Origin of the sequence: Variovorax restrictus (assembly GCF_051216715.1) — a bacterium.
GTDB lineage: Bacteria > Pseudomonadota > Gammaproteobacteria > Burkholderiales > Burkholderiaceae_C > Variovorax.
Window position 1 is genome coordinate 2,968,780 of record NZ_JBPJZH010000001.1, and the last position, 21,778, is coordinate 2,990,557.

Below are 21,778 nucleotides of genomic sequence, written 5' to 3' on the forward strand. Positions count from 1 at the left end.
TCAAGGACGGGCGGGCGCCGAGGGCGTGGTCGGGACCGTGGCGTCCGTCGCGTCCGAGGTCGCCGGCACGTAGACCATCGTGCCGTCCTTCATCCGGTAGGCGGTGCCGGCCTTCTCGCCGTCGCCCTGCCCCGACGCACCGCTGGCCTTGAAGCGCGTCACCTTCTGCCCGTCCTTGCGGAGGATCTCCATGTCGGGCCGGCCCTCGTTGCGGATGATGGTCAGCTGGTCCTGCGCGAACGGGTTCATCGGGTTGTTGATGACCGCGATCATCAACATGCCGATGACCACCATGAACACATCGATCAGGTTGATCGTCGAGAGCACCGGATCGTCGTCTTCCGTGTCCAGGCTGTTCAGGATGGAGAAGGTGCGCCGCGTCATCGGGCCGCTCCTGCCGCATCTGCCGCATCTGCCGCATCTGCCGCATCCAGCAGCAGTACCAATTCGCGCATCAACCAGCGGCGCCGCACCGTGTAGACCACGAAGGTGATCGAGGCCGACGCCAGCGCCACGATCACCGCCGCGAACGCCGGTGCCAGGCTCTGCGCCACGCCCTGCGACTCGCCGGAGGCCACCGCCACCAGTGCCGGCCCCATCGGGATCATGGTGGCGATCAGCCCCAGCATCGGCGCGACCCGGCTGCACAGGCGCACGCCTTCGAGCTCCTTGAGCACTGCGAGTTCGAGCTGGTCCTGCCCGCCGGCGGCATGGCGCTGCAGCACCAACGCGCGGGCCGGTGCCCGGCGACGCTGCAGGTACTCGACGCCGAAGGCGCCCAGGCAGTACACGGCGTAGACGAAGGCCAGCAGCACGCCGAGCGTGACCGGCCATAGGAACAGCCGGGCCAGTTCGAAAAGAACGAGATCGAAAGCAAACATCACGCGGCCTCCCGTGCCGTATCGTCGAACAGGGCCGAGGGCTGGCCCCAGTGGTCGTCGAACACCATCGACGCCAGCGGTTCACGCCGGGCCCAGCGTTCCTGCTGAAGCATCGGTTCTTCGTAGAAGTCGTGGACCGGCCCGAGGCACAGCAAGGCGATGGGCTCGGCGCCGGCGGGCAGGCCCAGCAGCGCCGCGACCTCGACCGGATCGAACAGCGACACCCAGCCCATGCCCAGCCCTTCGGCGCGCGCGGCGAGCCAGAGGTTCTGGATCGCGCAGGCAGCCGAGGCCAGGTCCATCTGCGGCAGCGTGCGGCGGCCGAACACGTGGGCTTCACGACCGTCGCTCAGCGCCACTGCAATCAGCTCGGCCGCATCGATCAGGCCTTCCACCTTCAGGCGCATGAATTCGTCTTCGCGCTCGCCGAGGGCGCGGGCGGTCTGCACCCGTTCCTGCTCGACCGTGGCGTGCAGGCGCTGGCGCAGCGCCGCGTCGCGGATGCGGATGAAGCGCCACGGCTGCATGAAGCCGACGCTGGGCGCGTGGTGCGCGGCGTCGAGCAGCCGGCGCAGCAGCTCGGGTGCCACGGCACCGCCCGCGAAGTGCCGCATGTCGCGGCGCTCGTGGATGGCGCGGTAGACGGCCTGCGTCTCATCGGCTGTGAAGCCCTGCGCGCGCATGGCGGTCAATCTTCGATCCCGCGTTGCGCCGGGATGCCGGCCTTGAAGGCATGCTTGACCATCGTCATCTCGGTCACGGTGTGAGCCAGCTCGATGATCTCCGGTGGGCAGCGCCGGCCGGTGAGCACCACATGCACCTCCTTCGGCCGGTCGCGCAGCGTGGCCAGCACGTCGTCGAGCGGCAACCAGCCGTAGATCAGCGGGTAGGTGATCTCGTCGAGCACCACGAGAAAGTACTCGCCCGACAGGATCGACGCCTTGGCGCGCAGCCAGCCGTCGCGCGCGAGCTGGCCCGAATGCTCGAGGTCTTGGCTCTTCCAGCTGAAGCCGTCGCCCAGCCCTTCGATCGGGATGCCAAGCTGCTCGAACATGCGGTGCTCGCCGAAGCGCGCGGTCGGCACCTTCATGAACTGCCAGATCTTCACGGCCTTGCTGCGGCCGTGTGCGCGCAGCGCGAGGCCGAAGGCCGCGGTGCTCTTGCCCTTGCCATCGCCGGTGTTGACGATGACGAGGCCGCGGCGTTCGCCCTCGGGTTTTTCGTAGGGCTTGACGCTCGGAGGGGTTTCGATCTGCATGGGAGTTGTCTTTGGTTGTCTAACGTGGCAGGGCGATCCATTGATCGGCGACGCGGTGCACGGCGATGCGGTGGTCGAAGACGGCTTCGAGCGCCTGGTGCGTGGCGGCGTCGGCGGCCTCGCCGTGGTGCAGCAGGCGGCCCTCGGCCATCACGGCCACGGTGTCGGCGGCGAGCGCCATCGAGAGTTCGTGCAGCACGCTGACGACCGTGCGGCCCTGGGCCACCAGCGCGCGCACCGTGTGCATCCAATCGGCCTGGTGCGGCGGGTCGAGGTTGGCCAGGGGCTCGTCCATCAGCAGCACCTCGGCCTCGACAGCCAGCGCACGCGCCAGCAGCACGCGCTGGCGCTCGCCGCCGGAGAGCTGGCCGAGCGGCCGTTCGCGCCAGTCCCAGGCCTGCGTGCTGCGCAGGGCGCGTTCGACCGCGGCATGGTCGGCCGCGCTCGGCGCCGCCAGCCAGCGCTGGTGCGGCAGGCGGCCGAGCATGGCGACGTCGTAGACCAGCAGGTCGTCGGCGCTGCCCTCGCCCGCCCCGCCCTGCCCCAGCCAGGCCAGCTGTTGTGCACGGGCGCGGCCCGGCAGGCGCTGCAGCGATTGGCCGAAAAGACGCACCGCGCCCTCGTGCGCCAGCAGGCCGGCCATCACGCGCAGCAGGGTCGACTTGCCGGCGCCGTTGGGGCCGACGATGGCGGTCCAGCGGCCCGTCGGCACGACGAGGTCGATGCCGTGCAGCACCACCGTCTGGCCGAGCGTGGCGTGCACACCTTCGGCCTGCAGCGCGGGCGCTCCGGCGGGCGTCATCGGCCACCTCGCAGGCTGCGGCGATGCATCAGCCACAGCAGGTAGCTGCCGCCCAGCACCGCGGTCAGCACGCCGACCGGCAGTTCCTGTGGCGCGATCAACCAGCGCGCGCCGAGGTCGGCCGTCATCAGCAGCAGACCGCCCATCAGCGTCGACAGCACCAGCAGCCAGGCATGCGTGGTCTTGACGACCGAGCGCACCAGGTGCGGCGCGGCCAGGCCGACGAACGCGATGAGGCCGGTCTGCGCCACCGCTGCGCCCGTCGCCAGTGCCAGCACGGCAACCAGCGCGGCGCGCATCGCGCCCAGCGGCAGGCCCAGGCTGGCGGCAGTCGACTCGCCCAGCGCCAGGCCGTCGAGCACCGGCGCCAGCGCCCAGCCCAGCAGCAGGCAACCAGCACCGAAGGTCGCCATCAGTGCGCAGGCGCTCCAGCCGACCAGGCCGGTGCTACCGAGCATGAAGCCGGTGAGCGCGACCAGGATGTCGGACGCCTGGATGGTGATGAGGTCCTTCACCGCGCCGAGCACCACGCCGACGATCACCCCGGCCAGCAGCAGGCGCAGCGTCTGCTGCACGCCACGCGCAAGCGCCAGCGTGAGCAGCACCGCGGCCACGGCACCGACGAAGGCAGCGCCCGTCATGCCGAGCCGCACCACCCACTGCGTGGTGCTGGGCGACGCGCCGAAGAGCAGCAGCGCGACAGCGACGCCCAGCGACGCGCCGGACGCACTGCCCAGCAGGTACGGGTCGGCCAGCGGGTTGCGGAACAGCCCCTGCGCCACCGCGCCCGCGAGCCCGAGCAGCCCGCCCGCCAACCAGGCACCGAGCGTGCGCGGCAGCCGGATGTCCCAGACGATCTGCAGCGCGATGGGGTCGTGCCGCGCCGCGAGCACGCTTTGGAAGCCGGTGCTGCCGATGCCCAGGCCGAACAGCAAGGCGCCCACCGACAGCGCCAGCAATGCGATGGCGAAGATCTGCGCGCGGCGCCGTTGCGGGGTCATGGCGCCTTGTCGGCGAGGCACCTGGCCATCAGCCGAGCGGCCTCGCCCATGCGCGGGCCGGGCCGCACCAGAACGTCGGACTCGGCCGCCGGAAAGCGGCAGACGCGCCCTTCGCGCACCGCACGGATGCCGGCCCAGCCCGGCCGCTGCTCAAGCCCGGTGGCGCTGCGCTCGCCCACCATGATCACATCGGGATCGGCGCGCACCACATATTCGGGGTTGATCTTGGGGAAGGGCCCGAGCGACGCCGGCACGATGTTGCGCACGCCCAGGCGCGTCAGCGTCTCGCCGATGAAGGAACTCTCGCCCGCCGCATACGGGCCGTTGTTCACTTCGAAATAGACGCGCATCGCCCGCGCCGACGGTGGCACCGATTGCGCAGCGGCCGACACGCTGGCGTCGATCACGCGCCAGACGCGCGGCGCCTCGTGCGTGCCCAGCACCTCGTCGAGCTTGGCGAGCACGCGCTGTACGTCGGCGTGGTTCTTCGGTTCCAGCACCAGCACCTTGAGGCCGAGGGCTTCGAGCCGCTGCGTCACGCGTGACGACTTCGCCAGCAGCACCGCGTCGGGCCGCAGCGCGACGATCGCCTCGACGTTCGGGTCGAGCCCGCCACCGACCTGCGGCAAAGCGCGCACCGCCGCCGGCGAATTGGAATAGCGGTCCACGCCGACCAGCCGACCACAGGCGCCGAGTTCGCACACCGATTCGGTCAGCGAGGGCAGCAGCGTGACGATGCGCTGCGGCGGCGTCGGCAGGTCGACCACGACACCGCGCTCGTCGGTCACCTGGACCGCCTGCGCGGCGTGGCCGAACGCCAGGACGGCGACACCGACGAGCAAAGCACGAAGGACGGAGGTCATGCGGGTTCCTTCAAGGTCAGCGGCAGGCCGGCCGCCATCAGCGTGACGCGGTCGCAGGCCGCGGCCACGGCCTGGTTGAGTTGGCCGAGCGCATCGACGAAGGCGCGCACCTCGCGGCCCAGCGGAATCACGCCCAGGCCGATCTCGTTGCCGACCAGCACGACCGGGCCGCGCGCATCGCACAGCGCGGCGACCAGCGACGCCGCCGCATCGCCGGCATCGGCGGAGGCGCCATGCAGCGGCATCGTCAGGTTGGTGAGCCACAGCGTGAGGCAGTCGACCACCACCAGCGTGTGGGGAGCCGACAGCGCGACGATCGTCGTCGGCAGCGCGCGCGGCTCTTCGACCGTGCGAAGGCCGGGCACGCGCGCGGCGCGGTCGGCCTGGTGGCGCGCGATGCGCTCGTGCATCTCGGCGTCGTACGGCTGCGCGGTGGCGATCAGCACGGCGTCGTGCGCGACATCAGCGGCGAGCCAGGCGACCGCGGCCATCTCGGCGCGGCGCGACTTGCCGCTTTTCTGGCCACCGAGGATCAGTTCGCGTTCAAAGCGCATGTGCACCCTTCAAGGGTTCAGGAAGAAAGAGCCGCGCGGCGGCTTCGGGGTTCGACGGGAACCACGCGTGGAAATAGCTCCCACGCAAGGCACCCTTTTCATAGACCGCCTCGCCCGTGCCCACCGCCTGCATCGCGCCCGGCTTGGCGGTGCGCAGCGCGACGGCCTGCGGTGTCTCGCAGGACGAATAGTGGAAGGTGTGGCCGCGCAAGGACATCGCACCGACGTCGAGCTGCTGCGGCCCGAGACCGGACAGGCGCTTCTGCATCGTCACGCGGCCCGGCAGCAGGCCCCACATCCGATGCGTCGCGCCATCGGCCGTGACCAGCGTGTCGAACAGCGACATCATGCCGCCGCACTCGGCCCAGATCGCGCGACCTGCGGCGGCGTGTGCAGCCAGCGCATCGCGCAATGCCACGCAACGCGAGAGCGCGTCGGCGTGCAGTTCGGGATAGCCCCCAGGCAGCCAGACCGCATCGCAAGGCGGCAAGGTGTCGCCGGCGAGCGGTGAAAAGAAGTCGACGCGTGCACCCAAGGCCACCAGTTGGTCGAGGTTGGCCGGGTAGATGAACGAGAAGGCCGCGTCGCGCGCAACGGCGACGGTGCGGCCGGCGAGCCACGGCAGCGTCGGCGCTTCGGCCGGCGATGAGGCATCGTCGACATGCCATTTCGGCAGCGCGTCGAGCGGGCGCTGGCCCAGCGGGGTCGTGGCCAGCGCATCGGCAGCAGCGTCGAGCCGCGCCATCGCATCATCGATCTCGCCGGCACCGACCAGACCGAGGTGGCGTTCGGGCAAGGCGAAGGCATCGCCCTTCGGCAGGCCGCCCAGCCATTGCGCCGGATCACGCAAGGCATCCTTCAGCATGCCGGCATGGCGATCGCTCGCCACGCGGTTGGCCAGCACCCCGGCCCAGGGCAGGCCCGGGCGGAAATTCTGCAGGCCGAAGGCCAGCGCCCCGAAGGTGCCGGCCATGGCGCGTGCATCGATAACGGCCACGACCGCGACGCCGAAGCGCTCGGCCAGGTCGGCCGCGCTCGGCGTGCCGTCGAAGAGACCCATCACGCCCTCGACGATCACCAGGTCGCAGCTCGCCGCGGCGTCCCGCAGCCGCGCGCGGCAGTCGGCTTCGCCGGTCATCCAGAGGTCCAGCGAATGCACCGGCGCGCCCGTGGCCAGCGCCAGCCAGTGCGGGTCGAGGAAGTCCGGCCCGCACTTGAAGGCGCGCACACGGCGGCCCTGCCGCGCGTGCAGGCGGGCCAGCGCGGCCGCCACCGTGGTCTTGCCCTGGCCGGAGGCCGGGGCTGCCACGAGCACGGCCGCGCAACGGGCCACCGGCGCGCTTAACGTGGCGCCCACTTGAGCCCAACGTAGGCGGAGCGGCCCGCCGTGGCATAAGTGCGGGCGAGCTGGTAGTCCTTGTCGCCGGCGTTGTCCAGCCGCGCGATGAGCGTCAGCGACGGCGTGAGCTTGGTACTGGCAACCAGGTTGAACAACGTGTAGCCGCCGAGCCGGCGCGTGTTGGCAGCATCGTCGTAGCGCATGCCCGACGTCTGCATTTCCGCCCCGAGCGTCCATCCGGCCACGGCCCAGTCGGCGCCCAGCACACCGTGACGGCGCGCACGGCGCGCCAACTGCTTGTCGGTGTTGAGGTCGCGCGGATCCTGGAAGTCTGCCGAAGCCCGCAGCGTGACGTCGCCGATGCGATGGCCAGCGCTGAGCGTCAAGCCCTGGTATTCGGCTCGCGCCGTGTTGGCGTAGCAGCCACCGAAGCGCGAACCCACCGTGGCGGGGCATGCGAACGAGCTGCCGTCGAACGAGATCAGGTTGCTCACCCGGTTGCGGTAGACCACCACCCCGGCGTTGCTCGTGCCTTCACTCCAGCGCAGGCCCAACTCGACGTTGCGCCCTTCCTCCGGCTGGAGACTGGCGACACCGTACTGACTGAAGCGCTGGTAAAGCGTGGGTGCGCGGAAAGACGTGCCAGCGGATGCCGTGGCGCGCCACTGCGGCGTGATGGCGAAGCCATACGCGGCACTGCCGGTGTTCTGGCCGCCGAATTCGCTGTCGTCGTCGTGGCGAACATTCAGCTGCACCGCGTGCGGGCCCTGGGTGAAGCCATAGCCCAGCGCCAGCGCGTTCTGCGAGCGCTCACGGTCCAGACCGCGACTGAAGGCATCGGGCGCGTTCTTCAGCTCGTCCTCACGGCGCTCGAGTGCCGCGCTCAACAGGTGCGGGCCGAAACGGAATTCGTTCTGGAAGAGGTAGCTTCGCAACTTTGTTTCGGTCGCGTAGAAGCTCGGCTCGGTCTTGTACTTGGTATCGGAATCGCTCACGGACAGGCGCGTGCGCCACACATCGGTCCACTGGGCGCTCCAGCTCAGGCCCGCCGTGCGCAGCTGATACTTGTTGCGATCGTCCGCACGCGCGGCAGCGCCCACACTCGTATTGTCATAGCCGGCGTCCATGTTGCTCGCCAGCAGCGTGGCCTCGATGCGGTGGTCCCTGTTGATCTGGAACCCGAGCCGGGCATTGCCCGACGTGCTGCGGTAGTCGTCGCGGTCGGGGTTGTAGCCGGCAACCGGGCGAACGTTGAAACCATCGCTTTTTTCGCGCGTGACGCCCAACGAATAGTCGAAGGCGCCCGCCGCCCCGCTGACGCCTGCCTCGATCCTGCGCGTGCCGCGACTGCCGACACCCACGCCGACATAAGGCGACACGCCGGCCTCGCCCTTGCGGGTGAACAGCTGGATGACCCCGCCGATGGCGTCGGAGCCGTAGACAGCAGCAGCCGGGCCGCGCAGCACTTCGATGCGGTCGATCTGCCCAAGGGGAATCGCCTCCCACGGCGCGCCGCCGGTCGATTGCGAATCAACGCGCACGCCGTCGATGTAGACCGCGGTGAAACGCGACTCGGCGCCGCGGATGAACACGCTGGACGCGTTGCCGATGCCGCCAGTTCGCCCGATCTCGATGCCTGGAAGGCGGGCGAGCACATCGGCCACGCCTGTGGCGCCGCTGCGCTCGATCGTGTCGCGGTCGACGATGGACACGTCGGCCACGAGGTCGGACAACGGTTGCTCGACACGTGTGGCCGTGACCACGGTCTCGCGCAGCGCCGGCGCAGTGGGTGATGTTTGCGCCAGCGTGGCGATCGGAAAGGCCACTGCAACGGCCAAGGGGAGCGTGGCGAGGCCGAAGCGCGCGCGCGAACGCACAGGCAGGAATGCGCCCGCGGAAGAAATGCGATGAATCATGAAACGAACTCGAGAACAAAACCCTGTCCGGCTTCCCCGCCGGACGTGTGGGCGTCATGACCGCATGCACGCCGGGGGCGCGCGCACGGTCTCCTCGTTGGCCGGTATCCGGGCTGACAGACCACCTTCATCGCCTTCCCAGGCACCTGTTTCAGGGCGCCCAGTGGCTGATGATGAAAGCGGAACCGGTGAGGGTTCCGTCTGTTTGACCGTTGCGGGGGCAGCGCAGGCTGACCGCGGCCCGAAGGGCTCTGGCTCCTGCTTCCCGTTGAACTGCACCGCGTGAACCGCAGTGCGAGCACCAACGCGGCGAATTCTAATGGCCTCGCGGCCCCTACAATCTCCAGCCATGTCCGCACCGAGCCCCCTCGATCAGATCGCAGAGCGTGTCGAACGTTTGCTCGTGCGCCATGAAGAAATCCGGCGCACCAATGCGTTGTTGCTGGAACAGGTCGAGGCGATCACGCGCGAACGCGACGCCCTGAAGTCGCGTCTCGCGGCGGCCCGCACCCGTATCGACGCCGTGCTCGAACGGCTGCCGGCCGAACCGTCCCAGGATTCCACCGCCTCATGAAACAGATCGAAGTGCAGATCATGGGCCAGAGCTATCTGCTCGGCTGCCCCGAGGGGGGCGAAGCGCAACTGCGCGAGGCGGTCGAACGCGTCGACGTGGCCATGTGCAAGATTCGCGACGCCAACAAGGTCAAGGCGCGCGACCGCATCGCGGTGCTGGCGGCGCTCAACCTCGCCTTCGACCTCGGCCAGCAGCCCGCTGCCGCACCCGCGCCGGACGCCGCGCCAGCGGCTTCGGCGCCCCACGGGTCCGCACCCGATGACGCGCGGGCTGCGCAGCTGATCCAGCGCCTCGACCAGGCGCTCGCGGGCGACGGCCTGCTGCTCTGACCCGCCGGCGCGTTTCTGTCAACGCGAACCCGCACATCGCGTGGCCCATTCGCCTACACACCCGACACGATGCGTGCGTAGAATCGATCAGGTCTGCAGTGCGTGTCGGGCTTAATATTTCCTTGTTCCAATGCTCTCCGGAGCCGGGCTTGGTACATCGCTAGACGGGCGTGATCATCTCGCGTCAGATGAACCCGAAGTCTTGCTGCCCTCGCCCACCTGAACCCTGGTTCAGGATGCGGGTCCGGCACACCCCACTGCAGACACCTTCTTCACCGCCCGACGGCCCCTTGCAGGGGCCGTTGTCTTTTCTGCCGAAAGTTGTCGTATGCCGCTCGAACCTCTGTTGATCGCCGAACTCGCCGTGCTGGGCATCGGCACCGGCTTCCTCGCTGGCCTGCTGGGCATCGGCGGCGGCATGCTGATGGTGCCCTTCATCACGATCATCATGGGCCAGCGCGGCGTGCCCGCCGATCTGGCCGTGAAGATGGCGATCGCGACCTCGATGGCCACGATCATCTTCACCTCGATCTCCAGCGTGCGCGCCCACCACAAGCGCGGCGCGGTGCGCTGGGACATCGTCAAGCGGCTGTCGCCCGGCATCGTCATCGGCAGTCTGATCGGCAGCCTCGGCGTCTTCGCGCTGCTCAAGGGCACGGCGCTGGCCATCTTCTTCGCGCTCTTCGTCGGCTTCTCGGCCACGCAGATGTTCCTCGACAAGAAGCCCAAGCCCACGCGCCAGATGCCCGGCACCGCGGGCCAGCTCGGCGCGGGCGGCGTGATCGGCTTCATCTCGGGCCTGGTCGGCGCGGGCGGCGGCTTCATCAGCGTGCCCTTCATGACCTGGTGCAACGTCGCGATCCACAACGCGGTGGCGACCAGCGCCGCGCTCGGCTTCCCGATCGCCGTGGCCAACGTCGCGGGCTACATCGTGAGCGGCCAGAACGTGCAGGGCCTGCCGGCCGGTTCCTTCGGCTACATCTGGCTGCCGGCGCTGGTCGTGATCGCGGCCTGCAGCGTCTTCACCGCGCCGCTGGGCGCCAAGGCGGCACACAGCCTGCCGGTGAAGAAGCTCAAGCGGGTGTTCGCGAGCATCCTTTATGTGCTGGCGGCGTACATGCTGTGGAAGGGCCTGGCGGGCTGAGCGCGCCCCATTCGCGGGCGCAGGCCACCCGCGCCTATGAAACCGGCGCAGCCAGACCGCAGAACCGGCTTTGCCGGGCTGCCGGTATCGCCCCCTTGAGGGGGAAGCGCCGCAGGCGCGTCGGGGGTGAGTCCAGTCACGCGCACCAGATCGCGATCTGCCGGCTCAGGTCGTGCCACACGGCCTGCAGCGCCACGGCGGCGAGCAAGGCGCCGGCAATGCGCGTGCCCCATTCGCGCCGCACGGGGCCGATGCCGGCACGCAGGCGCTGCCACAGCCAGGGCGCCAGCAGCAGCCACAGGCCGCTGCCCAGCGCGAAGGTGGCCATGATGGCGGCGCCTTCCAGCGGCCCGTTGCCGAGCGCGGCGAGCATGAGCGCCGAGTACAGCAGCCCGCAGGGCATGCCGACCCAGAGCGCACCGGTGGCAAGAACACGCCACGACGAGCCCGCGAGCGGCTTCAGGCCGCGGGCCAGCCATCGGCCCAGGCCGTGCGTCCACAGCGGCTGCCGGCCCGACACAGCCAGCACGATCCCCCACGCGAAGACGAAGACATGCATCAGCAGCCAGAGCGGCCGCAGTGCGGCGACCTGCTCGCTGGCGAAGGCCAGGCTTTGGACGGCCGTGGCGGCGATGGCCCCACCCAGCGCATAGCCGGCCGCGCGGCCCGCATTGAAGGCCAGTGCGGCCGGCACGGTCGGCGTCGCCGGCGTCAGCGCCGCCACCCCGCCACCGGCCGGCGGCCGCACGATGCGGATCACGCCAGCGCACGCCGCGCCGCACATGGCGACGCAGTGCGGGCCACCGGCCAGGCCCATCAGCAGTGCGGTTCCGAGCAAGGCGGTCTGCATCGATTGCCTCAAGTCTCCATCACGCGGCCGTATAGCCCGCGAAGGGTGAAACCGATGCAGCCCAATATCAGGGATACCGCGGAACCGGCTTCGCCGGGCCGCTGGTATCGCCCCCTTGAGGGGGAGGCGCCGCAGGCGCTTCGGGGGTGATTCATATGATTCTCGAGAACCGCGTGCGGTTGCGGTCGGCCTGCAGGTAGCGGTCGAACACCATCGCGATGGCGCGCACAAAGAACCAGCCGGTCGGCGTCACGTCGACCGCGTGCTCGCCCAAGGTCACCAGGCCCTGCGCGGCCAGCGGTTCGAGCGCTTCCAGCTCGGCGGCGAAATGCCGACGGAAATCGACCAGGTGGGCCAATGCGATCGACTCGAAGTTCACCTGGCCCTGGCACATCAGCGCCATGATCACCGCGCGCCGCAGCACGTCGTCGCGCGACAGCGCCAGACCGCGCACGACCGGCAGACGGCCCTGGTCGAGCAGGTCGTAGTACTCCTCCAGCATCTTCGCGTTCTGGCTGTAGGTGGCGCCAACGCGGCCGATGGCCGACACGCCCAGCGCCACCAGGTCACAGTCGGGCTGCGTGCTGTAGCCCTGGAAGTTGCGGTGCAGCCGGCCCTGCCGCTTGGCGATCGCGAGCGCGTCGGTCGGCAGCGCGAAATGGTCCATGCCGATGTAGACGTAGCCCGCCGCGGTGAGCGCGGCGATCGAGCGCGACAGCATGTCGACCTTGGTCGCCGCGTCGGGCAACTCGGCCGCTTCGATGCGGCGCTGCGGCTTGAAGCGCTCCGGCAGATGGGCATAGGCATAGAGCGCGATGCGGTCGGGCAGCAGTTCGCAGATCTGCGCCAGGGTGCGGTCGAAGGACGCAGCCGTCTGCTTGGGCAGGCCATAGATCAGGTCGACGTTGACCGACGCGAAGCCGATGCGCCGCGCCGCGGCCATCAGGTCGAACACCTGCGCCGCAGGCTGGATGCGGTGCACCGCCTTCTGCACGGCGGGGTCGAAGTCCTGCACGCCGAAGCTCAGGCGGTTGAAGCCCATCGCCGCCAGCGTCTCGAGCCGGCTCGCGTCGATGGTGCGCGGATCGATCTCGATTGAATACTCGCCGTCGGGCGCCAGCACGAAGGCGCTGCGCAGGATGTCCATCAGCCGCGCGAGGCTGGCGTCGTCGAGGAAGGTTGGCGTGCCGCCGCCCAGATGCAGCTGGCTCACCAGCGCGCCGCGCCCGAGCTGCGCCACCTGCAGGTCGACCTCGCGCGCCAGGTAGCGCAGGTACTCGTCGGCGCGCTCGTGGTGCTTGGTGACGATCTTGTTGCAGGCGCAGAAGTAGCACAGCGAGTCGCAGAACGGCACGTGCACATAGAGCGACAGCGGCAGCGCACGGGCGCTGGTGCCCGTGCGGCGCTGGCGCAGCGCCTGCGCGTAGTCGTCGCAGCCGAAAGCCTCGACGAAGCGGTCCGCCGTCGGGTACGAGGTGTAGCGCGGGCCGGCGACGTCGAAGCGCTTCAGGGTCGCCGGCGTCATCACGGGTGCAGCAGAGGCGGCAACCCGCTGCAGACGGGTCGGTGCGGCGGATTCGGTCAGGAGGGTGGATGGCATGGTGGTTGGAGCGCTCAGGGCTCGTCGACTGTGCCGCCAACCGGGCCCGTCTTCATTGACGCCCGTCAAGCCTGCGCACCCACCGCTCGCGAACAATGCCCTCAAACCACCGAAGCGTCGGCAGCGCACTCCCCGCCTGCCCCGCCCGCACCCATGACCCCCGAAACCATCAAAGTCGCCTGTTCCAACTGCAACCTGCGCGAGTTGTGCATGCCGATCGGCCTGCAGCCCGCCGACCTGAAGCGCATCGACGAGATCGTTGCCACGCGCCGCAAGGTGAAGCGGCGCGAAACGCTGTTCCACAACGGCGAGCGCTTCACCTCGCTCTACGCCATCCGCACCGGCGTCTTCAAGACCCGCGTGACATCGGAAGACGGCCGCGACCAGGTCACCGGCTTCCAGATGGCCGGGGAGATCATCGGCCTGGACGGCATCGTGAACGACCACCACACCTGCGACGCGGTCGCGCTCGAAGACGCCGAGGTCTGCGTCATGCCCTTCGACCGCATCGAGGAGCTGTCGCGCGAGGTGACGGCTCTGCAGCGGCATGTGCACCAGATCATGAGCCGCGAGATCGTGCGTGAGCACGGCGTGATGCTGCTGCTGGGCAGCATGCGCGCCGAAGAGCGCCTGGCCGCATTCCTGCTGAACCTGGTGCAGCGCCTGCATGCGCGCGGCTTCTCGCAGTCGGAGCTGGTGCTGCGCATGACCCGCGAAGAGATCGGCAGCTACCTCGGGCTCAAGCTCGAGACGGTGAGCCGGACGCTGTCGAAGTTCGTCGAAGACGGCATCGTCGCAGTGCAGCAGCGCCACGTGCGCATCGTCGACGCCGACAAACTGCGCCGGCTGGTCAACGCTCCGGCGTGTTGACCTCGCGCCGCGACATCGCGAGCAGCGCGGTCAGCGCGCTCGAGCCCATCGCCAAGATCCAGAAGACGAAGAAGCTCGCGGTGTAGAGCCCCTGGCGCGACAGCGGCAGCGGCTCGCCGCGCCAGTGCACGTCGCTCGGGTCGACCATGGCGAACACCAGCATCTCGACGACGCTGGCCAGAAGGAACGACGGCCAGAGAATCCAGGCCAGACGGCGAATGCGGCGTTTCATCGCGTTCGGCTCACCGCTTGGGGAGCGGTACGTCTTCGCTCGGCGTGGCCGCATGGTTGCGGCCGGTCTGCGCGGGCATCAGCTTCTTGTCGGCCAGCGTCTTGTTGATCTCGAGGCCCTGGCGGTAGTAGTCGGCCGCGATGACCGGGTCCGGTGTGCGGATGGCCAGCCACAGCGTGGCGAAGCCGGCCACCACGACGATGGCCGGGCCGGCGATCACCATCCACACGTACGGGAACTTCCACCACGGCTCGGCCGCGTCGTCCGTGCCGTCGGGCGTCTTCGATGCAAGGGCATTCATGGGTTGTCTCCTGGGGGTTCAGCGCGGAACGAGAAAGATGGCTTTCTCCGACACATGGGCGCCGCCGTCGGCGGCCCGCACGTCGAAGTAGACCGGGTGCGAGCCCACGGGCGCGGCACCGTAGGGCAGCTGCAGTCGCACGGCGACCCAGCGTGACTCCGCGGGCTGCACCTCGACCGTGTCGCCGGCCACCACCGAGAGACCATCGAGGCCGCTGGTGGTGATCTGGTAGCGCTGCGGTCGCTCGGTCGCGTTCATGACCTGCAGGCGATAGACGTTCTCCAGCATGCCGCCCTCGACGATGCGGGCGAGCGAGGCGCGGTCGCGCACCACGTCGACCTTCAGTGGCGTGCGCGTCACCAGGCTCGCGAGCAGGCCGATGCACAGTGCGGCGAGCACGCTGCCGTAGATGAGCACGCGCGGACGGAACACCCGCGCGAGCACCTGGCGTGCCGACCAGCCCGCGGCCAGGCCGTTCTGCGTGGCATAGCGGATCAGCCCGGGCGGGTAGTCCATCTTGTCCATCACCGTGTTGCACGCGTCCACGCACAGGCCGCAGCCGATGCATTCGTACTGCAGCCCATCGCGGATGTCGATGCCGGTCGGGCACACCTGCACGCACAGCGTGCAGTCGATGCAGTCGCCCAGACCGTTGCGCTCATGCTGCTTGCCGCGCGCGCCGCGCGGGTCGCCACGCGCCGCGTCGTAGCTGACGATGAGCGTGTCGCGGTCGAACATCGCGCCCTGGAAACGCGCGTACGGGCACATGTACTTGCAGACCTGCTCGCGCATGAAGCCCGCGTTGCCGTAGGTCGCGAAGCCGTAGAAGAAGGCCCAGAAGACCTCCCACGAGCCCATCTGCGTCTGCAGGAAGGCCATGCCCAGCTCACGGATGGGCGTGAAATAGCCGACGAAGGTGAAGCCGGTCCACATCGCGATGCCCAGCCACACGATGTGCTTGAAGGTCTTCTTGACGCCCCGTTCCATCGTCAGCGAGCCCTTGTCGAGCCGCATGCGCGCGCTGCGGGCGCCTTCGATCTTCTCCTCGACCCACATGAAGATCTCGGTGTAGACCGTCTGCGGGCAGGCGTAGCCGCACCACAGGCGGCCCGCCATCGCGGTGAAGAGAAAGAGCGAGAGGGCCGAGACGACGAGCAGCCCGGTGAGGTAGATCAGGTCCTGCGGGTAGAGCACCAGCCCGAAGATGTAGAAGCGCCGCGCCGCCAGGTCGAAGAGCACCATCTGGCGCTCGCCCCAGTCGATCCACGGCAGGCCGTAGAACACGATCTGCGTGATGAACACCATGGCCCAGCGCCAGCGCGCGAACACGCCCTGGATGCTGCGCGCGTAGATCTTCTTGTGCGACGCGTAGAGGCCGACGGTCTCGCCCTCGGCCGGGACGATGGGGATCACGTGGCGCGGCGGTGGCGCAGGGTCGGGTCGTGGGGAGGCGGACATGGAGGCGGGCGACGGGCGGTCGTGCTCAGCGCGACGCCGCAGACGGGTTGTTCGACAGGCCCCAGACATACGACGCCAGCACCTGGATCTGCGCATCGGTCAGACGGCCCTGCTGCGCCGGCATCTGGTTGGTCTTGCCGGTGTTGATGATCGAGACGATGGCGTCCTGCCCGTAGCCGTGCAGCCAGATGCGGTCCGACAGATTGGGTGCACCCAGGGCCGGGTTGCCGCCGCCGGTCATGCCGTGGCAGGCCGCGCAGGCGGTGAACTTGGCTTTGCCGAGGCCGGCGCGCACCGAGTCGTGCGGGCTGCCCGACAGGCTCAGCACGTAGTTGGCGACGTTCTTCACGTCGTCCGGCGTGCCGACGGCCGCGGCCATCGGCGGCATGACACCGATGCGCCCGAGCGTGATGGACTCCTGGATCTTCGCCGGGTCACCGCCGTGCAGCCAGTCGCCATCGGTCAGGTTCGGAAAGCCCTTGCTGCCGCGCGCGTCGGAGCCGTGGCACTGCGCGCAGTTGTTCAGAAACAGGCGTTCGCCGATCGCCATGGCCTGCGGCTCGCGCGCCATCTGCTCGGCCGGCATCGCGGTGAACTTAGCGTACACCGGCGCCAGTTCGGCGTTGGCCTTGGCAATCTCCTTCTCGTACTCGCCCGCGGTGCTCCATCCGAGCTGGCCCTGCATGCTGCCCAGCCCCGGGTAGGCGACGAGGTAGCCGAGCCCGAAGACGATGGTCAGCACGAACAGGCCCACCCACCAGCGCGGCAGGGGGTTGTTCATTTCGCGCAGGTCTTCGTCCCAGACGTGGCCGGTGGTGTTGTCGCCGCCGGCCGGGGTGCGCGTGCGGTTGGTGATCCACAGCAGGAGTGCGCAGGCGGCGATGCTGGCCAGCGAAATGAAGGTGACGTAGTGCGACCAGAAGCCGCTGATGAAATCGCTCATGATGTTCGCTTCAGTCCTGTTCGAAGGGCAGCTGCGCGGCTTCGTCGAAGCCCCGGCGGTTGCGGCCGGCACAGGCCCAGACGATGATGCCGACGAAGGTGACGAAGGAGGCCAGCGTGGCCGCGATGCGCAGCGTGGTGATGTCGATGTCCATGGTTCGCTCCTTCGCTTACTTGAGCGCGAGGCCCAGCGATTGCAGATACGCCACCAGGGCGTCCATCTCGGTTTTGCCGGTCACGGCTTCCTTGGCGCCGGCGATCTGCTCGTCGGTGTAGGGCACGCCCACGCGGCGAAGCGCCGTCATGTGGGTGCCGATGCTGGCGGCGTCGGCCGGCGCCTTGTCGAGCCAGTTGTAGGCCGGCATGTTCGACTCGGGCACCAGGTCGCGCGGGTTGTTCAGGTGGATGCGGTGCCACTCGTCGCTGTACTTGCCGCCCACGCGGTGCAGGTCGGGGCCGGTGCGCTTGCTGCCCCACTGGAAGGGGTGGTCGTAGACGAACTCGCCCGCCACCGAGTAATGACCGTAGCGCAGCGTCTCCGCGCGGAAGGGGCGGATCATCTGCGAGTGGCAGTTGTAGCAACCCTCGCGGGTGTAGATGTCGCGGCCGACCAGTTGCAGCGGCTCGAGGGGCTTCACGCCGGTGACGGCCTCGGTGGTCGACTTCTGGAAGAACAGCGGGACGATCTCCACCAGGCCGCCGACGGCGATCACCAGCAGGATCAGCACGATCATCAGGAAGTTGTTGGTCTCGATCTTCTCGTGGGAGAAGCCGGTCTTGTCGGACTTGGGTGCGTTGGAACTCATGGTGTGCTTTTCTTCAGGCGTTCAGGCATGGGCCAGTGCGGGAATCGGCGCGCGCACCGAACGGCCGGCCACCACCGTCATGGCGACGTTCCAGGCCATGACCAGCATGCCGCCCAGGTACAGCAGGCCGCCGAGCAGACGCACCACGTAGTACGGGTAGGTGGCCTTCACGCCTTCGACGAAGGTGTAGGTGAGCGTGCCGTCGGGGTTGATGGCGCGCCACATCAGGCCCTGCATCACACCGGCGATCCACATCGCGGCGATGTAGAGCACGATGCCGATGGTGGCCATCCAGAAGTGCACCTCGATCGCCTTGGTGCTGTGCATTTCGGTGCGACCCCACAGGCGCGGGATCAGGTAATACAGCGAGCCCATCGTGATGAAGCCGACCCAGCCGAGCGCGCCCGAGTGCACGTGGCCGACCGTCCAGTCGGTGTAGTGCGACAGCGCGTTCACCGTCTTGATGGACATCATCGGACCTTCGAAGGTCGACATGCCGTAGAAGGACAGCGCGACGATCAGGAAGCGGATGATCGGGTCGGTGCGCAGCTTGTGCCAGGCGCCCGACAGCGTCATCACGCCGTTGATCATGCCGCCCCAGCTGGGCGCCAGCAAGATCAGCGAGAACACCATGCCGATGGATTGCGTCCAGTCGGGCAGCGCGGTGTAGTGCAGGTGGTGCGGGCCGGCCCACATATAGGTGAAGATCAGCGCCCAGAAGTGGACGATGGAGAGCCGGTACGAATACACCGGCCGGCCGGCCTGCTTGGGGATGTAGTAGTACATCATTCCGAGGAAGCCGGCGGTGAGGAAGAAGCCCACCGCGTTGTGGCCATACCACCACTGGACCATCGCGTCCTGCACGCCGGCGTAGGCCGAATAGCTCTTCATCCAGCCGGCCGGAATGGCCGCACTGTTGACGATGTGCAGCAGCGCCACGGCGATGATGAAGGAGCCGTAGAACCAGTTCGCCACGTAGATGTGGCGCACCTTGCGCATGGCGATGGTGCCGAAGAACACGAGGGCGTAGGCCACCCACACGGCCGTGATCAGGATGTCGATCGGCCATTCGAGTTCGGCGTATTCCTTGCCGCTGGTGTAGCCCAGCGGCAGGCTGACGGCGGCGGCCACGATGACCAGTTGCCAGCCCCAGAACACGAAGGACGCCAGCGCGGGCGCGAACAGCCGGACCTGGCAGGTGCGCTGCACCACGTGGAAGCTGGTCGCCATCAGCGCACAGCCGCCGAAGGCGAAGATCACCGCGTTGGTGTGCAGCGGGCGCAGTCGCCCGTAGCTGAGCCAGGAGATGCCGAGGTTCATCTCGGGCCAGGCGAGCTGGGACGCGATGATCACGCCGACCAGCATGCCCACCACGCCCCAGACCACGGACATGATGGCGAACTGTCGGACGGCGGTGTCGCTGTACACCGCGGCGGGAGGGTTGGGAACTTGCATCGTCGGGCCTTATCTATGGGACCCGGTCAGTGTCTTGGTGAGACACGTTTGACGGATTGATACAGATCAATCGCCGCGAAGAATGCGCTCGCCTTCGCGGTCCACGTCGTCGAATTGACCACGGTCCACCGCCCACCACAGGCCACCGAGGATCAGCAGCACGAGCACGACCGAGAACGGGATGAGCAGGAAGAGGATGTCCATCAGGCGCCCTGCCCCTTCACCGCCATCGGCCGCGCCAGCCGCGCCGCGTTGAGCACCACCACCAGCGAACTCCCCGCCATGCCCAGCCCCGCGAGCCATGCGGGCAGCCACCCGGCCAGCGCGAGCGGCACGCACAGCGCGTTGTAGCCAGCCGCCCAGGCCAGGTTCTGCCGCACGATGCGCAGCGTGCGCCGCGCCTGCGCGATCGCCACCGGGATAGCCGAGAGCGCATCGCCCAGCACGATGAAGTCGGCCCGCGCCTGCGCCAGCGGCACCGCCTTGCCGAAGGCGAAGGACGCATGCGCCTGCGCCAGCACCGGGCCGTCGTTGAGGCCGTCGCCCACCATCGCGACCTTGCATCCCGCAGCCTGCAACGCCCGCATGGCCATGAGCTTGTCCTCCGGCGTGCAGCCGCCACGTGCGTCGCGGATGCCGGCCTGCGCCGCGACCTCGCGCGCCGCGGCGTCGCGGTCGCCCGAGAGCAGTTGAACGCCGATGCCCTGCGCACGCAGCGCGTCGACCGCAGCAGCCGCGTCCTCGCGCAGGTCTTCGGCCAGCACGAAGCTCGCGACCCAGCCGGCCTCGTCGGCCAGGTGGACCTGCGTGGCGTCGCACGCGAGCGCGGGCACGCCGCAAAAATCGGCCGCGCCGAAGCGCAGCCGACGCGGCGTCGCACCCGTCAACGCATCACGACGCCGGAGCACGCCGTCGAGGCCCTGCCCCGCCTGTTCATTCACCTGCGTGGCGACCCAGTCCGGCGGCACCCGGTGCTGCATCTGCCAGGCGTGGACCAGCGCCCGCGCTGCGGGGTGCAGCGACTGTGCGCCCAGCGCCGCGGCGAGTTCGACCGCATCGCCCGGCATCACGCCGCGGCGGCTGTACACCCGGTCGAGCCGCGGCGTGTCGCGCGTGAGCGTGCCGGTCTTGTCGAAGACCACGGTGTCGATCGACGCCAGCGCCTCGAGCGCCTGCAGGTCGTGCACCACCACGCCGCCGCGCGCCAGCGAGCCAGCCGTGGCCAGCATCGCGGCGGGCGTGGCCAGCGACAGTGCGCACGGGCACGTCACGATCAACACCGCCACCGCCACCATCAGCGCGTGCCCCGGCCCAGCCTGCCACCAGAGGGCGCCGGCCAGCGCCGCTGCCGCGAGCACGGCGATGAGAAAGGGCCGCGCCACCCGGTCGGCCAATTGCGCGAGGCGCGGCTTGCCCAGCGACGCGCTCGCCATCAGGGCCACGATCTCCGCGAAGCGCGTGCTGCCGCCGACCGCGTCGACGCGCACCTGCACGGCCGCGGCGAGGTTGTGGCTGCCGGCCAGCACGCGCGCGCCGCAGGGGCGCGGCACCGGCCGCGACTCGCCGGTGAGCAGCGCCTCGTCGGCGCTGGTGTCGCCGAGCACGACCACGCCGTCGGCCGGGAAGGCTTCGCCGGGCAGCACGCGCACGGTGTCGCCCGCCTGCAGGCGCCGTACGGCCACGCGCACGAAGCTGCCGTCGGGCGCCAGCCGCTCGATGCTGTCGGGCAGGCGGTTCATCAATGCTTCCAGCGCGCCCGCGGTGCGGTCGCGCAACCGCGTCTCCAGCCAGCGGCCGGTCAACAGGAAGAACACGAACATCGTGAGCGAGTCGAAGTAGACCTCGGCGCCGAGCGGCCCGGTGGGGTCGAAGGTGGCGGCGGTGCTCACGGCGAAGGTAATGACCATGCCGAGCGCAACCGGCAGGTCCATGCCGATGCGGCGTTGCCGCAGGTCACGCCAGGCGCTGCGAAAGAACGGGCCGCAGCAGAAGAAGACCACCGGCAGCGTCAGCACCCAGGAGGCCCAGCGCAGCAGCTGCGCGGCGTCGGCCGACATGTCGCCCGGCTGGGCGATGTACGCGGGGTACGCGTACATCATCACCTGCATCATGCAGAAGCCGGCCACCAGCCAGCGCCACAGCGCCAGACGCGCGACACGGGCACGCTGCGCGCGCGCCTGCTGGTCGCCGGCGGGCACCAGCGGGTAGCCGGCGGCTGCGGAGGCCGCGAACCAGCGCGACGGTTGCACCTCGGCCGCGGACCACACGATGCGCGCACGCCGGGTCGCCGCATTGACTTCGGCGCGCAGCACGCCGGGCACTTGCGCCAGCGCCGCCTCGACCGTGAAGGCACAGGCCGCACAGTGCATGCCCTCCACCACCACCTGCGACGACCAGCGGCCGCCCGGCGCGTCGCCATCCATCGGCTGGCCGAAGGCGGCCCACTCGGCCGGGTCGTCCAGCACGGCGGATGCGGCAGACCTCGCGGGCTCGGCGGCGGCCGGCGTGTCGAGGCCGGGCACGGCGAACGGGAGGGCAGCTTGCATGCCGCAAGGCTAGCGGCGGGCGTCGTCGCGGCGCTTGATCTGCGTCAAGCCGCGCGC

Annotated in this window: 25 protein-coding genes and 1 riboswitch; of the genes, 4 read left to right on the forward strand and 21 right to left on the reverse strand. The window is 69.4% G+C overall.

Translation table 11 applies throughout. The features are described from left to right. The 10 genes from ACSFA0_RS14010 to ACSFA0_RS14055 are packed head-to-tail and all read right to left on the reverse strand — an operon-like array spanning position 1 to position 8,614. Entirely contained in the window at positions 1–384 is a 384-nt protein-coding gene (locus ACSFA0_RS14010) for a DUF2149 domain-containing protein (protein ID WP_435450769.1), read from the reverse strand. Continuing rightward, complete coding sequence (locus ACSFA0_RS14015; RefSeq protein ID WP_435450770.1) at positions 381–881, reverse strand: MotA/TolQ/ExbB proton channel family protein; 501 nt, start codon at positions 879–881, stop codon at positions 381–383. The genes ACSFA0_RS14010 and ACSFA0_RS14015 overlap by 4 nt, the downstream gene beginning before the upstream one ends. Continuing rightward, complete coding sequence (gene bluB, locus ACSFA0_RS14020; protein ID WP_435450978.1) at positions 881–1,564, reverse strand: 5,6-dimethylbenzimidazole synthase; 684 nt, start codon at positions 1,562–1,564, stop codon at positions 881–883. The genes ACSFA0_RS14015 and bluB overlap by 1 nt, the downstream gene beginning before the upstream one ends. A 5-nt stretch (positions 1,565–1,569) precedes the next feature. Further along, complete coding sequence (cobO, locus tag ACSFA0_RS14025) at positions 1,570–2,139, reverse strand: cob(I)yrinic acid a,c-diamide adenosyltransferase (protein WP_435450771.1); 570 nt, start codon at positions 2,137–2,139, stop codon at positions 1,570–1,572. A gap of 19 nt (positions 2,140–2,158) precedes the next feature. Beyond that, positions 2,159–2,941, reverse strand: a complete 783-nt coding sequence (locus ACSFA0_RS14030) for an ABC transporter ATP-binding protein (RefSeq protein WP_435450772.1) — start codon at positions 2,939–2,941, stop codon at positions 2,159–2,161. After that, on the reverse strand, positions 2,938–3,942 hold the full coding sequence (locus tag ACSFA0_RS14035; protein ID WP_435450773.1) for a FecCD family ABC transporter permease: 1,005 nt from the start codon (positions 3,940–3,942) through the stop codon (positions 2,938–2,940). Before ACSFA0_RS14035 ends, ACSFA0_RS14030 begins: the two co-directional genes overlap by 4 nt. Further along, complete coding sequence (locus ACSFA0_RS14040; RefSeq protein ID WP_435450774.1) at positions 3,939–4,805, reverse strand: ABC transporter substrate-binding protein; 867 nt, start codon at positions 4,803–4,805, stop codon at positions 3,939–3,941. Before ACSFA0_RS14040 ends, ACSFA0_RS14035 begins: the two co-directional genes overlap by 4 nt. Then, entirely contained in the window at positions 4,802–5,359 is a 558-nt protein-coding gene (locus ACSFA0_RS14045) for a bifunctional adenosylcobinamide kinase/adenosylcobinamide-phosphate guanylyltransferase (protein WP_435450775.1), read from the reverse strand. The genes ACSFA0_RS14040 and ACSFA0_RS14045 overlap by 4 nt, the downstream gene beginning before the upstream one ends. After that, entirely contained in the window at positions 5,349–6,716 is a 1,368-nt protein-coding gene (locus ACSFA0_RS14050; RefSeq protein WP_435450776.1) for a cobyrinic acid a,c-diamide synthase CobB, read from the reverse strand. Before ACSFA0_RS14050 ends, ACSFA0_RS14045 begins: the two co-directional genes overlap by 11 nt. Beyond that, positions 6,701–8,614, reverse strand: a complete 1,914-nt coding sequence (locus ACSFA0_RS14055) for a TonB-dependent receptor domain-containing protein (RefSeq protein ID WP_435450777.1) — start codon at positions 8,612–8,614, stop codon at positions 6,701–6,703. Before ACSFA0_RS14055 ends, ACSFA0_RS14050 begins: the two co-directional genes overlap by 16 nt. Positions 8,615–8,696: 82 nt before the next feature. Further along, positions 8,697–8,935, reverse strand: a riboswitch (cobalamin riboswitch). A gap of 28 nt (positions 8,936–8,963) precedes the next feature. On the opposite strand from ACSFA0_RS14055, the gene ACSFA0_RS14060 reads away from it, so the two are divergent. The 3 genes from ACSFA0_RS14060 to ACSFA0_RS14070 all read left to right on the forward strand — a co-directional run bounded on the left by ACSFA0_RS14060 (position 8,964) and on the right by ACSFA0_RS14070 (position 10,661). Next, on the forward strand, positions 8,964–9,188 hold the full coding sequence (locus ACSFA0_RS14060) for a DUF904 domain-containing protein (protein WP_435450778.1): 225 nt from the start codon (positions 8,964–8,966) through the stop codon (positions 9,186–9,188). Continuing rightward, positions 9,185–9,517, forward strand: a complete 333-nt coding sequence (locus ACSFA0_RS14065; RefSeq protein WP_435450779.1) for a cell division protein ZapA — start codon at positions 9,185–9,187, stop codon at positions 9,515–9,517. The genes ACSFA0_RS14060 and ACSFA0_RS14065 overlap by 4 nt, the downstream gene beginning before the upstream one ends. Positions 9,518–9,845: 328 nt before the next feature. After that, positions 9,846–10,661: a sulfite exporter TauE/SafE family protein gene (locus ACSFA0_RS14070; protein WP_435450780.1), complete on the forward strand. Its 816-nt coding sequence runs from the start codon at positions 9,846–9,848 to the stop codon at positions 10,659–10,661. A 136-nt stretch (positions 10,662–10,797) separates the two neighbouring features. Here the strand turns inward: ACSFA0_RS14070 and ACSFA0_RS14075 are convergent, their stop codons facing one another. Both ACSFA0_RS14075 and hemN read right to left on the reverse strand, forming a co-directional pair. Next, the gene (locus ACSFA0_RS14075) at positions 10,798–11,511 is read right to left on the reverse strand and encodes a sulfite exporter TauE/SafE family protein (protein ID WP_435450781.1); all 714 of its coding nucleotides are present in this window, start codon (positions 11,509–11,511) and stop codon (positions 10,798–10,800) included. 151 nt (positions 11,512–11,662) lie between these two features. Further along, positions 11,663–13,036, reverse strand: a complete 1,374-nt coding sequence (hemN, locus tag ACSFA0_RS14080; protein ID WP_435450979.1) for an oxygen-independent coproporphyrinogen III oxidase — start codon at positions 13,034–13,036, stop codon at positions 11,663–11,665. Positions 13,037–13,264: 228 nt separating this feature from the next. On the opposite strand from hemN, the gene fnr reads away from it, so the two are divergent. After that, on the forward strand, positions 13,265–13,981 hold the full coding sequence (fnr, locus tag ACSFA0_RS14085; protein WP_435450782.1) for a fumarate/nitrate reduction transcriptional regulator Fnr: 717 nt from the start codon (positions 13,265–13,267) through the stop codon (positions 13,979–13,981). On the opposite strand, the gene ACSFA0_RS14090 is transcribed toward fnr, so the two are convergent. The 9 genes from ACSFA0_RS14090 to ACSFA0_RS14130 all read right to left on the reverse strand — a co-directional run bounded on the left by ACSFA0_RS14090 (position 13,962) and on the right by ACSFA0_RS14130 (position 21,721). Beyond that, the gene (locus ACSFA0_RS14090; protein ID WP_435450783.1) at positions 13,962–14,213 is read right to left on the reverse strand and encodes a hypothetical protein; all 252 of its coding nucleotides are present in this window, start codon (positions 14,211–14,213) and stop codon (positions 13,962–13,964) included. The genes fnr and ACSFA0_RS14090 overlap by 20 nt on opposite strands. A 10-nt stretch (positions 14,214–14,223) precedes the next feature. Then, a complete protein-coding gene (locus ACSFA0_RS14095; protein ID WP_435450784.1) occupies positions 14,224–14,514 on the reverse strand; it encodes a FixH family protein in 291 nt (96 codons plus the stop codon). A gap of 18 nt (positions 14,515–14,532) precedes the next feature. Next, positions 14,533–15,972 carry a cytochrome c oxidase accessory protein CcoG gene (gene ccoG, locus ACSFA0_RS14100; protein WP_435450785.1) on the reverse strand — a complete coding sequence of 480 codons (1,440 nt, stop codon included), beginning with the start codon at positions 15,970–15,972 and terminating at the stop codon, positions 14,533–14,535. Positions 15,973–15,997: 25 nt separating this feature from the next. Next, entirely contained in the window at positions 15,998–16,915 is a 918-nt protein-coding gene (ccoP, locus tag ACSFA0_RS14105) for a cytochrome-c oxidase, cbb3-type subunit III (protein WP_435450786.1), read from the reverse strand. A gap of 10 nt (positions 16,916–16,925) precedes the next feature. Beyond that, on the reverse strand, positions 16,926–17,063 hold the full coding sequence (locus ACSFA0_RS14110; RefSeq protein ID WP_435450980.1) for a cbb3-type cytochrome oxidase subunit 3: 138 nt from the start codon (positions 17,061–17,063) through the stop codon (positions 16,926–16,928). 21 nt (positions 17,064–17,084) lie between these two features. Then, positions 17,085–17,720, reverse strand: coding sequence for a cytochrome-c oxidase, cbb3-type subunit II (ccoO, locus tag ACSFA0_RS14115; RefSeq protein WP_435450787.1), 636 nt, complete (start codon positions 17,718–17,720; stop codon positions 17,085–17,087). A 21-nt stretch (positions 17,721–17,741) separates the two neighbouring features. After that, positions 17,742–19,175: a cytochrome-c oxidase, cbb3-type subunit I gene (ccoN, locus tag ACSFA0_RS14120; RefSeq protein ID WP_435450788.1), complete on the reverse strand. Its 1,434-nt coding sequence runs from the start codon at positions 19,173–19,175 to the stop codon at positions 17,742–17,744. 66 nt (positions 19,176–19,241) lie between these two features. Beyond that, positions 19,242–19,379 (reverse strand): cbb3-type cytochrome oxidase assembly protein CcoS, encoded by a 138-nt coding sequence (gene ccoS / locus ACSFA0_RS14125; RefSeq protein WP_435450789.1) that lies wholly within the window; start codon positions 19,377–19,379, stop codon positions 19,242–19,244. Continuing rightward, positions 19,379–21,721, reverse strand: a complete 2,343-nt coding sequence (locus ACSFA0_RS14130; protein WP_435450790.1) for a heavy metal translocating P-type ATPase — start codon at positions 21,719–21,721, stop codon at positions 19,379–19,381. Before ACSFA0_RS14130 ends, ccoS begins: the two co-directional genes overlap by 1 nt. Between the last annotated feature and the right edge of the window lie 57 nt (positions 21,722–21,778).